Annotated in this window: 15 protein-coding genes, 1 tRNA gene and 1 pseudogene; 3 read left to right on the forward strand and 14 right to left on the reverse strand. The window is 64.4% G+C overall.

Annotated features, from left to right (window positions below; genetic code table 11):
• Positions 1–42: 42 nt before the first annotated feature.
• The 10 genes and pseudogenes from ABC766_RS05330 to leuC form a co-directional block, all read right to left on the reverse strand.
• Positions 43–711 carry a hypothetical protein gene (locus ABC766_RS05330; RefSeq protein ID WP_345821410.1) on the reverse strand — a complete coding sequence of 223 codons (669 nt, stop codon included), beginning with the start codon at positions 709–711 and terminating at the stop codon, positions 43–45.
• Between the two features lie 149 nt (positions 712–860).
• Positions 861–1280 (reverse strand): annotated as a pseudogene (locus ABC766_RS05335) (DUF6680 family protein).
• Between the two features lie 128 nt (positions 1281–1408).
• Entirely contained in the window at positions 1409–2539 is a 1131-nt protein-coding gene (locus ABC766_RS05340; RefSeq protein WP_345821411.1) for an HNH endonuclease, read from the reverse strand.
• Between the two features lie 94 nt (positions 2540–2633).
• On the reverse strand, positions 2634–3458 hold the full coding sequence (locus ABC766_RS05345; RefSeq protein ID WP_345821412.1) for a hypothetical protein: 825 nt from the start codon (positions 3456–3458) through the stop codon (positions 2634–2636).
• Between the two features lie 230 nt (positions 3459–3688).
• A complete protein-coding gene (locus tag ABC766_RS05350; RefSeq protein WP_345821413.1) occupies positions 3689–3946 on the reverse strand; it encodes a hypothetical protein in 258 nt (85 codons plus the stop codon).
• A gap of 257 nt (positions 3947–4203) precedes the next feature.
• Positions 4204–4710: a hypothetical protein gene (locus ABC766_RS05355; protein ID WP_345821414.1), complete on the reverse strand. Its 507-nt coding sequence runs from the start codon at positions 4708–4710 to the stop codon at positions 4204–4206.
• A gap of 44 nt (positions 4711–4754) precedes the next feature.
• On the reverse strand, positions 4755–5000 hold the full coding sequence (locus ABC766_RS05360; RefSeq protein WP_345821415.1) for a hypothetical protein: 246 nt from the start codon (positions 4998–5000) through the stop codon (positions 4755–4757).
• Positions 5001–5588: 588 nt separating this feature from the next.
• Complete coding sequence (locus ABC766_RS05365; protein WP_345821416.1) at positions 5589–6890, reverse strand: hypothetical protein; 1302 nt, start codon at positions 6888–6890, stop codon at positions 5589–5591.
• 81 nt (positions 6891–6971) lie between these two features.
• Positions 6972–7056, reverse strand: a tRNA-Leu gene (locus tag ABC766_RS05370).
• A gap of 67 nt (positions 7057–7123) precedes the next feature.
• Positions 7124–8536 carry a 3-isopropylmalate dehydratase large subunit gene (gene leuC / locus ABC766_RS05375; RefSeq protein ID WP_345821417.1) on the reverse strand — a complete coding sequence of 471 codons (1413 nt, stop codon included), beginning with the start codon at positions 8534–8536 and terminating at the stop codon, positions 7124–7126.
• A gap of 242 nt (positions 8537–8778) precedes the next feature.
• Between leuC and ABC766_RS05380 the strand changes: the two genes are divergently transcribed.
• Positions 8779–9750 (forward strand): 2-hydroxyacid dehydrogenase, encoded by a 972-nt coding sequence (locus ABC766_RS05380; RefSeq protein WP_345821418.1) that lies wholly within the window; start codon positions 8779–8781, stop codon positions 9748–9750.
• Entirely contained in the window at positions 9747–10634 is an 888-nt protein-coding gene (locus tag ABC766_RS05385; protein WP_345821419.1) for an AprI/Inh family metalloprotease inhibitor, read from the forward strand. Before ABC766_RS05380 ends, ABC766_RS05385 begins: the two co-directional genes overlap by 4 nt.
• Positions 10635–10653: 19 nt before the next feature.
• Here the strand turns inward: ABC766_RS05385 and ABC766_RS05390 are convergent, their stop codons facing one another.
• The 4 genes from ABC766_RS05390 to ABC766_RS05405 all read right to left on the reverse strand — a co-directional run bounded on the left by ABC766_RS05390 (position 10654) and on the right by ABC766_RS05405 (position 13912).
• Positions 10654–11268: a cytochrome b gene (locus tag ABC766_RS05390; RefSeq protein ID WP_043354496.1), complete on the reverse strand. Its 615-nt coding sequence runs from the start codon at positions 11266–11268 to the stop codon at positions 10654–10656.
• 67 nt (positions 11269–11335) lie between these two features.
• Positions 11336–11902, reverse strand: a complete 567-nt coding sequence (locus ABC766_RS05395) for an NAD(P)H-dependent oxidoreductase (protein ID WP_043755854.1) — start codon at positions 11900–11902, stop codon at positions 11336–11338.
• A gap of 184 nt (positions 11903–12086) precedes the next feature.
• Entirely contained in the window at positions 12087–12773 is a 687-nt protein-coding gene (locus ABC766_RS05400; RefSeq protein WP_427902293.1) for a class I SAM-dependent methyltransferase, read from the reverse strand.
• Positions 12749–13912 (reverse strand): glycosyltransferase, encoded by a 1164-nt coding sequence (locus ABC766_RS05405; RefSeq protein WP_345821421.1) that lies wholly within the window; start codon positions 13910–13912, stop codon positions 12749–12751. The genes ABC766_RS05400 and ABC766_RS05405 overlap by 25 nt, the downstream gene beginning before the upstream one ends.
• Before the next feature lie 136 nt (positions 13913–14048).
• On the opposite strand from ABC766_RS05405, the gene ABC766_RS05410 reads away from it, so the two are divergent.
• Entirely contained in the window at positions 14049–15302 is a 1254-nt protein-coding gene (locus ABC766_RS05410; protein WP_345821422.1) for a DNA topoisomerase IB, read from the forward strand.

Genomic DNA, 15302 nt, shown 5'->3' on the forward strand with positions numbered 1-15302 from the left:
GTTCGAAAGCCGCCACAACCTCGGAGCGAGCAGCCGGCTCCCTCACCCTGAGATGACGGGGCCCGGAGGGTGAGACGGCGGCGGGTTGGCCGAGTGCGGCTGTGTCTCCGTCTGCACGGTAATCCCGATAATAGGGCGCCGATGGTTCGTCGCTCCCGCCTCGTGCTTCGGAAGAAAAACCTTCTTCAGGTAGAACAGAAAGCCGATGGAGAGGGTCAATGCCGCTGGCACGACCGCGTCAAACCAGTCGGTCTTTTCGTCGGAAATGATGATCAGAATGGTTGCGGCCATGCCTAATATCACAGGCTCGATCGCCTCGTCCGGACCCGGCGTAAAGAGCATGTAAGCAAGCTCAAACCCGGCAGAGTACATCAGCCCATCACCAACGAGAGCGAGAGTATTTCTCTGAACCAGGGTCCCGAAAAAACCGCATAGCGGCTGCGCAGACACGTGCTGCGAGGAGAGATTCAAAATTTCGTTCGTCGCCGCTAGGTGCGCGCTACATGGGGGCACTCCAATCAGATAAGATATTGCTTTCGTCACCAAAAGTACGCAGATAGTTGCGCCTGTCAACATCTGCGCGTAGATCTTGATTACATGGGCGTAAGCTCCCCAACGCCCATATATTTCGTCTTCGCGTCGATCATGATCCATGCCTCGATATTGATGAAACCAGTCTCTAGCCTGATTTAATAATTGGAGCGGCGTCATTGCTGTCTACCTTTGATATTGTTTGTATCTGAGACTGTAGATGGCTGAACAAAAAGTATGGGTAAGGCAGCTTGGCCTTGAGCAACACGAACCATGCCGTCTCTAATGATCTGGCGAGCAATAGCATCATCAAAATGAGATTGTGGATATTACGCTCCGCGTTTGATGTGTACTTTGTCAAAATCATATCCCAGAAAAATTGAAATTGCTTGCAGCAGATCGACTAAAAGATCAACGTTGCGATCCAATTTACCATGGACCTCTGGTGAATTCGGGTCAATCGGCTGTTGAAGAGCATCGAAATAAATCTTCTATGCGTTTATGACAGCCTTGTCTCGGCTCGAATTGCCCGAAAAATAAAGATCGATCATGTTGAGTGCTTGAACATGATCCACCGATCCCGCCCTATTAGCGCGAGTGGCCATAAGAGTTATAAAAACCGATTCTCTGTTGTTCTTGCGCTCCGACCTCCGCTCAATGAACTTTCGCAGCTGCACGGCTACAATCGGGCCCAGGAAGGTGACGATGATGATGAGCGTGTCGCTGATGGTCACGGGTCTTAGATCCATTGAGACGTGGCCTCACCCGTCAGGTTGCCGCGACCGCGGATGAATGTCGCTGAAGTCGTCTAGGTAGCGGTTCTATCGCGATCGAGCGACGGGTTTCCGGCTACGTCGCCGCATCGTCACAGCGGATTTCATCGTCGAATGGGCCTCAGCCGATGTAGGACGTAAGGCGCTATGCCCTCTGCCATCGTGCGCGCGATGCGCTTCGCGTGTTCTTCCGTCAGTACCTCACCGGGTTCGGCACCGCAGGTATCGAATGCGCGTCGCACTGCGCGCTCCGCTACACGTTCTTGCTCGGCCCGGCGCGCTTGCTCGAAGGCCGGGCCGAGAATGGCGTCCCCTGCCTCGATCAACCCTGCCGATGAGGTCCGCTTGTAATCGTAGATGTCCCGGATATCTGTCCGGTCGAAAGCGAGATTCACCCCCAGGGATAGGGTGCGACCGTCTCTCGGATCGATGCTGTAAGCCTGCTCTATGACCGGCCCGCTGTAGCGCTCGCCGATGCATGCAACGATGCGGTGGAGCCCGAAGTACTCCGCGTAGGCGAGTACGAGACCGGACTCAGGGTCTGCGCGGACGGCCAAGCAATGCAGCGGTGTGCCGGTGGGTCGGTCCGAAATGAGATCGCGTTCGTGGTAGTAGCCGAAGCACGGCTCCCCATCTGGTCGGGTAAGATAGCCGATGGCCAGTCCGCAGAACGCGAGAGGGACCCCGCTTTCGAACGCCATAGCGACGCAGCTCTTGATCATGGATCGGCCGGCAAGCTCGCCACCGACGCCAAGGTCGTGATGCACAGCGCCCTCAAGATAGCTCTCGCCGAGGGTTGCCTGGGCGAGAATGGCATCGACATCGATCTCGGGATGCTTTCGTTTCAGTCCCATCACCATCTGACGCGCTTCGGCCATCGTCCGTGCAGCCAGTTGGTAGGATGTTTTCCCGTCCTCCGTGAGAGCGGTCTCGAATTTCGGCTTGGTGAGAGTGAGACGGCCATCGAGATTGATGGTGACCTGTTCACCTGCCGTGGTCGTCACGGGGAGAGTTGGCGGTGCAGAGCGCCTTTGCCGGAAGACGTGAAACATCAGGATCAGCGGCAGGAGCTGAGTGCTTAGAACCGTGTCCCATTGATGCCCTGTGGCGTTATTGCAGGACTTGCAAACCAAGCCTCGAACTATCCGCCGACCACCGATCGCATTGAGGATCAGGTGCTCGTTGGAGTCGTTCTCCGTGGTAATTTCCGCCGGGCATAGCAGGCATTTGGACATGCTGACCTGTCGGTAGTGCTATCATGCCGCAGCTATTCGTTATTTTAACCCGGTCTTGTCGGGATAAACTCGGCAAGACCGGTTGACGCATGAGCTAAAGCTCTTCAACATATTTGTCGCGTATCTTGTCCTCAATACTTTGGACAAAGTTCCGTACAAGATCAGCGGTTTCCTCCACAAACGATTTATCGAACACATCCAGTTTTTGGCCATCTTTGTCGTGACCATTGCGATGCACGCAGTCATGGCGAAGTGCAATTGTATCGAAAAGCTTCTTCCGATCGGCAGCTGGATCGATAATTCTAAATCCGAATACAATGAAGTAGATGGCATCAATCTTTGCGATGTTATGGTACGTGATTGAGCGTAAGTATTTTTTGACGTTTTGATAAACAATATCATTGTTTTTGATAATCTCTGGAAGAGTGTATTTCTGTTTCTTGAGATCTTCGTCGTCCTCAATCAACTTAAGAAGTGATTTAGAATTGTTCGTCACTACATTAAATATGGTGTCTCCAAGATAGACTTCAAGTGATGTTACCTGTTGCGAGAATATCAGTCGGTTCAAAAGATAAGTACCGTCACCTCTCCCATGATCAGCTAGCAATGCCATGGACTGCGTATAAGACTCCATAAATATCGAATTAGGATCGTCAGGTACCGAGAAATCTTCCCAGTCGGCCCAATCATCAGGTTCGGGCTCATCCTGCCGCAGTTCAAATGTTAGATTTGATATTAGATTGTGGCCCCCGACATCAGTGTCCCGGGTGTTCTCTATGCCTTCCGGATACTCCCAGATTCTCCAAGCTAGAATTCCAAGTTCAGGATGCTCAATAATGCTTTCATGGCGGATCTCACCTCCCATACTCCTTGCATCATCATCACTTTCAGTGTCCCAATCAAGATTGTCGCTATCCATCTCATATATTGTATTTGTCGCTTTATGTTGGATCCGAGCTGAGCCCGAGCATCGAACTGGCATTATTTGGCCTATGTAAATCTGGTGGAGGTTATTTGTCGTCGATTGTTGATTGACGCCGCGTTCAAAGAGCAGTTTGGCTATTATCATGTTGTTCTCTTAGCGGCGAACAATCAGTTGCGGTGTGCGGTTGCCGCACTAGCTTAGGCTACCCTGAAGCTTGCAAATTTTTATCTCCCTTGGGTACCCAGAGGCTTATCCACGTGTTCGCCTTCTATCCGGCCGCGCACGTAGCCGTGTGAGATCTGACGACCCCGCTGGCGCAGCCGGTCCTCTAGATCATCACGTTCAGCGAGAGCATCCGCAGCCAGGGCGACGAGCGCGGACCATCCGTTCCGTTGGGCGGCCTGGAAGTAGGCCAGCGCCACCGTCTCAGCCTCGTCGAGACCCACCTCATCGGCAGCTAGGGAAGCCTGTGTTGCGCTCATCGGCTTCGTCTCCGTTCTGGAACAGAAAGAGAACAAAGCGGAGGTCGACTTAAGGTTCAACCGGCCAGCCGCGCTTTTCGATGCCGGCTGGGAACGGTTGTGGACAGCGCCTGGAAAGCCCTGGCCGAACATGACGTTGCCTCGCCCTTCGTCCTGCGACCCAGTTGACGATTTGCTGCCGAGCTGCGGCCGATGGAGTGGGGCATCGAACGCCGTCGCGATAGACAGCCTGTTCTTAGCGTCTAAATGAATAGCATCTACCCGTGCGTCTTGCCGCTCAAGATGCCTTCGACAACCTCGGGCACGCCTTGTTGAGTGATGATTCCTTTGTCTAACGCCAGAAATTCAGGGGTCAGACCACCACTATCTTGGCAATCTTCAAATATTTTTACCATCTTATTTATGTAAGTTTCAGCCGAAGATTGTTGATTTGCTGCCAGGCCCGTCGGAATTATTTTCTTAAGTACGGCACGAAGCTGATCCGGAGAGTCGATCGTGAATATTTGATGCTCCAAGTTTTCGGCAGTCATCGCAAAATTTGGAGCTTCAAACTCTTTACTTCTCGGATCGCCTGCTGACTTTGAGTTCATGAGCGACGAAGATATGTTCGACATATTAGAGGCTGTCTTAAGTCCGACAACTCGAAGTAGTGGGCGTCGGGCATCGAGAAGTTCGGCCTTTGACAGCTTGAGGCGTGCTAAGAGGGTATCGAAGTCCTTGGTGAGCAAAATCTCGGATGGTTGAATGCCTACAAGCGCCAGCATCGAGATGCCCGTCGACCCGTACCCTGCTTTTGCAACCAAAATGCTTATTCTCTAAGCTGCGCGATTAGTTCGTCAGCTTTATCTATCCGGTCTTGCAACTGAGCTTTGATAGTGAAAGCCTCGAAAGATTTTACGTATTCGAGCTTACTCAACAGGCCGGTGGCCAAGCATATCGCCGCCATGGTCCCGGCGGCGCCTTTGTAATTCATGAATGCTAAATAAATACCGAGGGCGGAGGCCACGAACGAGGCCAATCCCATGAAGTTGGCGTAGGTAACCAGATCCCGCACGGCGCGTTCCCCGTGAAAAGCTCATGCTTGAGGTAGGGGTGTTAAACCTCAAATTACAAGCCGTTGTCCCCAGGGGATCGAAAAGGGTGCAGTGAGGCCGGCTTCGACCCGCAGCCCTAAATATAGGGCGCATCGGGGCGCGACAGCTCCACGACGATTTCGGCTGGCATCGCCCCATCGTCCTCTCCCCTGGCCAAGGAAGGGATCGGTATCTTGGCGACCTCACCCGCTAGGAACCGAAGGTCGTCATGATGATGCTTGTACGCGCCTGAGACCCCGACAAGTGCGTGACCTTGCAGGTGGTCGGCCACCGAGTCCGCGAGACCGGCCCGGATCGCTGTCGTTTTCCACCAATGCCTGCCGCTATGCGCCGGAGCTTTCCGGGGATCATCGAACCCTGGAAGAGACCGTATCCAGTCCGCTAACCTGTTCGCCACGGATTTGGACGTGTGCCGCCCCTCGCCTTCGCCGCGCGCTCCTCGCTTCGGCCGAGACCCGTAGAACAAGGGGCCGTTCTTCGACCGGGCGAACGCCAGGAAGCCGCTCTCGATCAAGGCCGGGTGCATGGGCACGGTACGCTCGCTGCCCTCATTCTTGAGCGAGCCGCCATCCGCCGCAGGTTCGATGCGCAGGACGTGGTACTCCGTCCTCGATCCGCACCCTATCCGCCGATAGCTGTGCCAACTCGCCGACGCGCGCGCCCGTGGTAGCCAACAGGATCGGGAGCCATCTGCGATACTCGGCCCCCTCCCCCTCTGCGTGCTTGAGCAGCCGGGCGATGTCGTCATTGGTGTAGGGCAGCCGACCCGTGCCGGCCTTTTTCTTGACCGCGACCTTGATTCCCTCTGCCGGGTTCTTGGTGACGAGCTTGTTCCCCATGGCGAAGGCGTACAGCCGGCGGATGCAGGCCAAGTCGGAGTCGGCCACCGTCTTGAGCGACCGCCCCGCCGCGATGCGGGAGTCCTTCCACGCCACCACGTCTTGGTCGGTCACCCTAGCCGCATCATCATGTTCGAGATGCCGTTTGAAGTCGGCCACGATCCCCTTCCACGTCGTGAGGGTGCTGCCCGCTGGCTTGGTCTCATGCCGCCACCTATCGAAGATGTCGCTCAGGCTGATGCCGCCCGCCGTCTTTCCTATCTGGACAGGGGGAAACCGTTCGGCCGCTGGATCGGGACGGTAGTCGCCACCCGCGCGACGCTTGAGGGCGAGACCGGCATCGAGAGCGGCCACCGCCACCCGCTGTAGCAACCGGAACCGGGTCTCGTCGTCGACCTCGATCCCTTCGCGTTGCAGGGTCCAGTACGCCAGCCGCCCAACGCGTTGTTCTAGAACCCGTGTGCCTGCCGTCGCCGGTAGCCCATCGATGGCAGCGGTGAGCGCATCGCCCTCGATCGAGCCGAACAGCACCTCACGCATGGTCTCGTCGTCGCTCTGGCCGCGTTCGGTCACCTGCGGCGCGCCCGGTAATCGGCCCTCAAGCGCCGCACGCGTCAGCGCCTTGAAGCTCTCCCATTGTCGTGGCGTGCCGGGGTTGTCGCCGTGCTCGCGCATCAGCAACCGGTAGACCTCGCCGCTCAGCGCCTCGACATCGAGTTGGGTGATTCGCGTCGGCCCGGCCTTGGCCGATGCGTACAGCTTCGCAAGCTCGGAGCGAATCAGGAGATGCCGGGCGTCGGCGGTTTCGGTGTTGCGGGTGTGGAGTGAGCCCCGGACGAATCGACCGAGTTTGGCTTCGAACACCGCCGCCGGGTCGCCGTCATGGGCAGGCATGTCGACGATGAGAACCCGACCGGACACGCGTTCGCGCACCGCTTCCGGCACGCGCATCATGAACTGGATGTATCGGGAATCAGACCGCTTCGCGTGACGTTTCATCGAGAGAAGCATCGGCCGATTTATCCCGTGTTTGTATCACGGTCGGCCCCGAAAACCCCAACGATCTTAACACGTCAACGACTTAGCGGGCGGTGGTGCCCAGGAAAGGACTCGAACCTTCACCTCTCGCGAGACTGGTACCTGAAACCAGCGCGTCTACCAATTCCGCCACCTGGGCTTGCCGTCGGCCATCGGCCGGCGACGGCTCCGTTTAGGCAACCGAGCCGCCGCCGTCAATCGGGATTTCAGCCCTGCGGCCATTCCCGGATGTCGACGAAGCGACCGGCCACCGCCGCGGCCGCCGCCATGGCCGGGGACACGAGGTGCGTCCGCCCGCGCGGACCCTGGCGGCCCTCGAAGTTGCGGTTCGACGTCGACGCGCAGCGCTCGCCCGGACGCAGCTTGTCCGGGTTCATCCCGAGGCACATGGAGCAACCCGGCTCGCGCCAGTCGAAGCCCGCGGCCTTGAGGATCTTGTCGAGCCCTTCCGCCTCCGCCTGCGCCTTCACGAGGCCAGAGCCCGGCACGATCATCGCCGAAACGCCCTCGTGCACCTTGCGGTCGCCGACGACCCGCGCGACCTCGCGCAGATCCTCGATGCGGCCGTTCGTGCAGGATCCGATGAAGATCCGGTCCAGGGTGATGTCGGTGATCTTGGTGCCCGGCGTCAGGCCCATATAGGCGAGCGCCTTCTCCTTCGACTGCCGCTTGTTCTCGTCGACGATCTCGGACGGGTCCGGCACGCGGCCCTGGATCGAGATCACGTCCTCGGGGCTCGTGCCCCAGCTCACCAGCGGCGGGAGGGCGGCCGCGTCGAGGCATATCTCGCGGTCGAAATGGGCGCCGTCGTCCGTGACGAGGCTCTCCCAGTACCGCCGCGCCGCGTCGAAGGCCGCTCCCTTGGGTGCCTTCGGCCTGTCCTTCACGTACGCGAAGGTCGTCGCGTCGGGAGCCACCATGCCGGCGCGGGCACCGCCCTCGATCGACATGTTGCAGATCGTCATCCGGCCTTCCATCGAGAGGGCGCGGATCGCCTCGCCGGCATACTCGATGACGTGGCCGGTGCCGCCAGCCGTCCCGATCTCGCCGATGATCGCCAGGATGATGTCCTTCGCGGTCACGCCCGGCGGCAGCGTCCCGTCGACGGAGACGCGCATGTTCCGGGCCTTGCGCTGCACCAGCGTCTGGGTGGCCAGCACGTGCTCGACCTCCGAGGTGCCGATGCCGTGGGCCAGCGCCCCGAAGGCCCCGTGCGTCGAGGTGTGCGAATCGCCGCAGACGATCGTCTGCCCGGGCAGCGTGAAGCCCTGCTCGGGGCCGATGATGTGGACGATGCCCTGGCGCCGGTCGAGGGCGTCGTAGAACTCGATCCCGAAATCGCGGACGTTCTCGGCGAGCGCCTCGAGCTGCGTGCGGCTCTCAGGGTCGTCGATGCCCTGCGTGCGGTCCGATGTCTGGACGTTGTGGTCCACCACGGCGAGCGTCTTTTCCGGGTGGCGCACCTTCCGGCCGGCCACGCGGAGACCCTCGAACGCCTGCGGGCTCGTCACTTCGTGAACGAGGTGACGGTCGATGTAGAGGAGGCTGGAGCCGTCCGGCTGAACATCGACGACGTGGTCGTCCCAGATCTTGTCGTAGAGGGTGCGCGGGCTGGTCATCGGTCTTCGTCTTCGGAGATGGGATCGGTTCAGAACTCTCGCGATGATGCGTGGTCCTTAGTAGGCATCGCGCGCGGTTTTCGAAAGAGGCGAGCCCTGTCCCGGTCGATTGGCCACCCGGCTGATCCGTGCGGTTGTCACCGCGGGCGGCCCGACGCGCTGGCGCGCGACCCCGCACAGGCTCTATGCCGGGACGATGGCGGGGGCCGGCGCGGACGAACGGCCGAACATGGGAGTGAACGATGGCTGAGGCCCCGGTCGAGATCCTGTTGCTCCGGAAGATGCATCCGCTCGTCGAGGCGGCCTTCGAGGGGCGGCACAGGGTCCACAGGCTGTCGGAGGCCGCGGATCCCGAGGCCCTGCTGGCCGAGATCGGCCCGCGGGTCCGCGCGCTCTGCGTCGGCGGTCACGTCAGCGTGGACGGGGCGCTGATGGACCGGCTGCCGAACCTGGAACTCATCGCGAATTTCGGGGTGGGCTACGATGCCGTCGACGCCGTGGCGGCGCATCGGCGCGGAATCATCGTCACCAACACGCCGGACGTTCTCACCGACGAGGTCGCCGACCTCGCCCTCGGCCTCGTCCTCGCGTCACTGCGGAAGATCCCCCAGGCCGACCGCTACCTGCGCGCCGGCCACTGGCCCAAGGCCCCCTTCCCGCTCACGGCCTCCTTGCGCGGGCGGCGGGTCGGCATCCTCGGTCTCGGCCGGATCGGGCGGGCGATCGCCCACCGCCTGGAGAGCTTCGGCGTCGCGATCGACTATCACGGCCGCAGCCGACGGGCGGACGTTCCCTACACCTATCACGACACCCTGATCGGCCTCGCCCACGCGGTCCATATCCTGATCGTGGTCGCGCCCGGCGGGCCCGAGACGCGCAATCTCGTGAACGCCGACGTCCTGGAGGCGCTCGGCCCTGAGGGCATCCTGATCAACGTCGCCCGGGGGACGCTCGTCGACGAGGCGGCGCTGACCGCAGCGCTGACGGCGGGCACGATCCTGGGCGCCGGCCTCGACGTGTTCGAGAACGAGCCGCACGTCCCGGCGGACCTCGCCGCCCTCGACAATACGGTCCTGCTGCCGCATGTCGGGTCGGCCTCCGAGCACACCCGCGCGGCGATGGCCCAGCTCGTCGTCGACAACGTCGTCTCGTGGTTCGAGGGACGGGGCCCGCTGACGCCCGTCGCCGAGACACCCTGGAGACCGAACGCGTGACACCGGCACAGGCCGCCCGACTGGCCGCATCCGCCCTCATCGCAATGGGCGCGGTCGCCCGGCCTGCCGCCGCGCAGGACGTGCCGGCCGCGACCGTCGAACCGGGAGCTCCGCCGGCCGCGGAGACGCTCGCCGCGCCGCCCGTCCCGTCTGCGCCGCCCAGCCTGCCCGAAAGGCTCGGTCAGGCGCCGGGGACGTGGGACCTGTCCCGTGACGGCACCAACCGCCGCTGCGTCATGACCCTGGTGCTGGACAGCGGCGATGCGGGCCAAAAGTTGCGCTTCCCGGCCGGATGCCGCCGGGCCCTGCCCGTCCTGAACGGCGTCGCCGGCTGGCTGTTCGTCGAAGGGAACGTCCGCTTCGTGGACCGCAATGTCCGCCCCGTCCTCGAATTCACCCGGCGGCCGGACCAGCGCAGCCTCGTCGCGCTGGCCGAGGACGGTAACCGCTACAGCCTCGTCCCCCTCGACATCGTGGCCATGCGTCCGGCCGGCGCCGCAGGCTCGCCCGAGTCCGAGCCGGCCGCGGCAGCCAGCCCGAACCCCGCCCCACTCCAGGCCGCCGCCCCGGCTCCGGCCGAACTGCAGCCGGCGGCCACCGCTTCGGCGGCCCCCGCACCGGGTCTCTATGCCCTCGACCGGTTCCAGCAGCGCGACACCTGCCGGATCACCCTCGATGGCACCGGCGGCGGCGTGCACATCGTCCCGGGCTGCCACGACAGCGGCCTGGAGGTGTTCGATCCGGTCCGCTGGCGCTACGCGAACGGGCGGATGACGCTGACCGCCAAGCGCGGCCACAGCATCGACCTCGTGCCGAGTGGCGACGGACGCTGGCGGCGCGAACCGGAGGTCGGCACCGCCTTCGTCCTGCGCCGCGTCGACTGAGCGCGCCGCGGGGTTTCCGTCAGCGGGACGACCCGCGACCGTCCTGTACCGGCAGCATCCGCTCCAGGAGTCCGTCCCGCCGGATGATCAGGTGCCACACCGTCCCGGCGACATGCAGCAGGACCAGGGCGTAGACGAGCCACTGGCCGAAGACGTGGATCGCCTCGAAGATCTTCTGGGCCGCGTCGTCCTTCGGCAGTCCCGGGACCGTGAACAGCCAGAAATACGGCGTGTCGCGACCGGACAGCGCGCTGAGCAGGTACCCGCTGATCGGCATGATCAGGAAGATCGCGTACAGGAGATAGTGATTGACGCGGCCGATCAGCGTCAGGAGCCGGGGCGCCTGCGGATCCGGCGGCGCCGGCCGGATCATCCGCCAGACGATCCGCAGGACCACGATCGCCAGGATCGTGAGGCCGACCGATTTGTGCAGCACGAACATGCTGCCCTTGGCCGGTGTCGGCGGCAGGCTGATCGCGACCCAGGCGAGCGGCAGGACCGCCAGGACCAGGGCCGCGCTCAGCCAGTGCAGCGCCTGCGACACCGGATGGTAGCGCGGCAGGCCGGAGGCCGTGACGTAGGTTGCGGGCAGCGCTGTCGCCGCCTTGCCGGCCGTGATCGGAGAACCTGACATGATCCCTCGCGGGTGAGCGTGGTCCGCCTTCGATCTAGGGCCCGCGGCAGGCCGGGGGAGTCTTGCGTCAGTCGGATGCGCCGGGTGCGGCCGTCCGCGCCACGTCGAGCAGGGCGGCAAGCTCCGCAGCCGCGGCGCGGATCCGGGCCGCCACGGTCTCGTCGACGATGCGGCCATCCACCAGGTCGTCGGATCCGGCATAGACGGAGGTCGGCGCGACATGCGCGGCAAAGAAGCCGAACAGCGGCCGGAGCCCGTGCTCGACCACCAGGGCGTGGCGAAGGCCGCCGCCCGTGGCGGTGAGAGCCACCGGCATGCCGATCATCCGGGCGGGATCGACGAAGTCGAACACGTGCTTGAACAGCCCGGCATAGCCGCCCTGATAGACCGGCGTCCCGACGATGAGGGCGTCCGCTCCTTCGATCGCCTCGACCAGGCGCAGGGCCGGTGCCGACAGCGCGTCCCGCTGCGTGGCGCCGAGGCCCGGGCCGGCATCCATCAGGTCGTAGACGGCGAGATCGATCCCGCGGAGGCGTCCGAGTTCTGCGCCGAGCGCCTCGACCAGGATGCGGGTGCGCGAGGGCCGCTTGGCGCTCCCCGAGAAGGCGACGATGCGGGCAACGCTGGGCTTCACACTCGACTCGACACTCACCACGAAACCTTCCGCCGCAGCATGCCCCGATCCGGGCCTTCGCAAACTCTGGCGCATGCGCGGCACGCGACACGAGTGGTTTTGACGGTAGCGCATTCCCGCGCGGTATAAACCCTCGGCGGGGCCGCATGGGCGGCGGTCCGACGCGACCGTCTCTGGCAGCCCCTCATCCGCGCAGCCGCCAGACATGGCTGCGCTTGATCTCGGCATCCTCCAGCGAACGCGAGACCGGCACCGCATAGGTGGCGAGGCAATCGAGGTGGTCCCGCGGCAGGTACGTGCGGCCCGGATCGCCGATCAGCACCGTGACGCCCCGCGCCTGCAAACCGGAGAGCCAGGCGGTCACGGCCCCGGCGAGGTCGCGCTCGTAGAAGACGTCGGCGGCCAGGACGAGGTCGACCTGCGGATCGCGGCCGAGGAGGTCGTCGCAGACCGGGGTGATCCGTCCGCCGACCCCGTTGGCCTCGGCGTTCAGGCCGATCGCCGCCATGGCGAAAGGATCGAGGTCGCTGGCCACGACGTGGTCCGCTCCGGCGAGCGCGGCGGCGATCGCCACCAACCCGGATCCCGAGGCGAAATCCAGGACTCGGGCCCCGTCCGCGACGTCGGGGTGGTCGAGGACGTACCGGGCGAGCGCTTGCCCGCCGGCCCAGGCGAAGGCCCAGAACGGCGGCGGCAGCCCGATCTCCTGCAACTCCTCCTCGGTCCGCTGCCAGAGGTCCGTCGCCTCGTCGGCGACGTGCAGGCGGATCTCGGGTGCATGGGGCACGGGCAGCAGACGGGTGTTGGCCCGGATGAATCCGGCGGGATCGTCCGGTGCGCGCACGATCAGGCCTCCAGCAGGTCGCGCCATATGGCGCGGACATGGTCGGTCACCGCAGCCTCGGTGAAGCCCCCGGTCTCGATCCGGGTTCGAGCGGCCGCGCCCAGGCCGGCGACGAGACCGGCATCCCCGCTCAGGCGCGCGAGGGCGGCGGCCAGGGCCGGCGCGTCGTTCGGAGGAACCAGCAGGCCCTCGACGCCATCGCGCACGAGGCTGCGGCAGCCCGGGACGTCGGACGCGACCATGGCCCGGCCGCAGGAGGCCGCTTCCAGCAGCGTCCGCGGCAAGCCCTCGCCGCCGCGAGACGGCAGGCAGGCGACATGGTGGCCGGCCCAGACCGCCGCCACGTCGGTCGTCGGCCCGTGCCAGACGATGCCGTCGCGGCTCCACGCACGCAGGGTCCCCTCGTCGATCGCCCGCCGGTTCGATGGGTCCGGCGCACCATACAGCGCCAGCTCGACCGGCGCGCCCTGGGCCCGGGCGAGGCGGACCGCCTCGACGGCGACGTCGATCCCCTTCGACCAGAGCATGCGGGCGACCACGGCCACCCGGAGCGGCGGCATGGGCGGCAGCGGGCATGGGACGAACGCGGCCGGATCGACGCCGGCGCCGCCCACCACGGTCACGGACTGCTCCAGCGGATCGAGACCCAGGGCCCGGGCATCGTCCGGGTTCTCGAACAGGAAGCGGGTTCGGGACGAGGCCAGTGGGCCGCGGATCAGTGTCCGCAGGGCCAAGCGGGCCGCCCGCCCCAGCCGGTCGCCCCGGGCCCCGACGAGGCCGAGGCCGGTCAGCGCGTAGACCCGGGACGGGATGCCCGCCATGGCGGCGGCGGTGCCGCCGACCAGGATCCCGCGGAGGGCGATGCAGTGGACGATGTCGGCCTTGAGGGCCTTGAGGATGGCCGCGAGCTGCCCGGCCGCGTAACCCGCGGCCATCGGGTTGAGGCTCGCCCGCTCGGCTTCCAGGGGCACGACCTGCGCGCCGGTCGCCTCGATGACGGCGCGATGGGCCCGGACCCGCGTCACCACCGCGACCGCGAGGCCCATGGCGATCGCCGCGCGGGCCATCGGCAGGAAATGCGAGGCGAAGAACCAGTCCTCGGTCACCACGAAGACCAGACGGCGCATCGGAACGGGCCTGTTCCCGGGGGTGGCTTCGGACTGCATCCGATCCCTCTAGCACGTCGGCGCGGATCGTCCTGCGACGGATGTGCTGCCCCGGAACGGCGATCCGGGGATGCCAGTTGATCGAGGCCTTCCCGCCGGGCGGTCAGCCGGGCGGCGTAGATGGGAGGGGTGGCGCATGGTGGGTGTCGAGACGGCGGAAAACGGCGGAGACCTCCGTGCGGCGGCGGCGGAGGCCGGCCTCGTCTACGTCGATGATGGCCGGCCGGGCCTGTCGCGCCGCCGCAGCGGCTCCGGCTTCCGCTACCTCGACGCGAAGGGCGCCCCGGTGCGCGACAAGGCGAAGCTCGCCCGCATCCGCGCGCTGGCGATCCCTCCGGCCTACACGGATGTCTGGATCTGCCCCCGCAGCAACGGCCACATCCAGGCGACCGGCCGCGATGCCAAGGGCCGCAAGCAGTACCGCTACCACCCGGATTTCCGGCAGGCGCGAGAGGCCAACAAGTTCTCGCGGATCATGGCCTTCGCGGACGCCCTGCCGGGCATCCGCCGGCGGGTCGATGCCGACATGAAGCGGCCGGGCCTGCCCCGCGAGAAGGTGCTGGCCACCGTGGTCCACCTGCTCGAGACCACGCTGATCCGCGTCGGCAACGACGATTACGCGCGGACCAACAAGAGCTACGGCCTGACGACCCTGCGCGATCCCCATGTGCGGATCGCGGGTTCGGCCCTGTCGTTCCGGTTCAAGGGCAAGAGCGGCAAGATCTGGGACGTGTCGCTGAAGGACCGGCGCGTCGCCCGGATCGTGAAGGCCTGCCAGGACCTGCCTGGACAGGAGCTGTTCCAGTACCTCGATCCGGACGGCACGCAGCGCGACGTCACCTCCTCGGACGTGAACGCGTATCTGCGGGAGATCACCGGCGAGGACTTCACCGCCAAGGACTTCCGGACCTGGGCCGGTACGGTGCTGGCGGCGCTGGCGCTGCGCGAGTTCGAAAGCTTCGACAGCGAGGCGGGGGCCAAGCGCAACATCCGCGCGGCCATCGAGAGCGTCGCCGGCCGCCTCGGAAACACCCCGACGATCTGCCGCAAGTGCTACATCCACCCGCAGATCCTCGACTGCTATCTGGAGGGTGACCTGCTCCTGCAGGTGAAGGGCGCGGTCGAGTCCGAGCTGAGCGAGGATCTCTCGCGGCTGCGGCCGGAGGAGGCGGCGGTGCTGGGGCTGCTCCAGGCGCGGCTGTCCGCGGCCGGGGATAGCGTCCGGGCCGGGGCGCGGGTCAAGCCGGCGGGAACGCGCATGCGGAGCTCTAAGAAGCCGCGGGATAAGGTTGCGGCGCCGACGACCGGTTCCAAGACGTCCGGCATGGCCGAGACCGCGCCGAAGGCCAAACGGGCCTCCCGGGTCCGCAGGAAGGCTGCGGCTGCTTAG

Source organism: Methylobacterium fujisawaense (genome assembly GCF_039619325.1).
In the GTDB taxonomy this organism is placed as follows: Bacteria; Pseudomonadota; Alphaproteobacteria; order Rhizobiales; family Beijerinckiaceae; genus Methylobacterium; species Methylobacterium fujisawaense.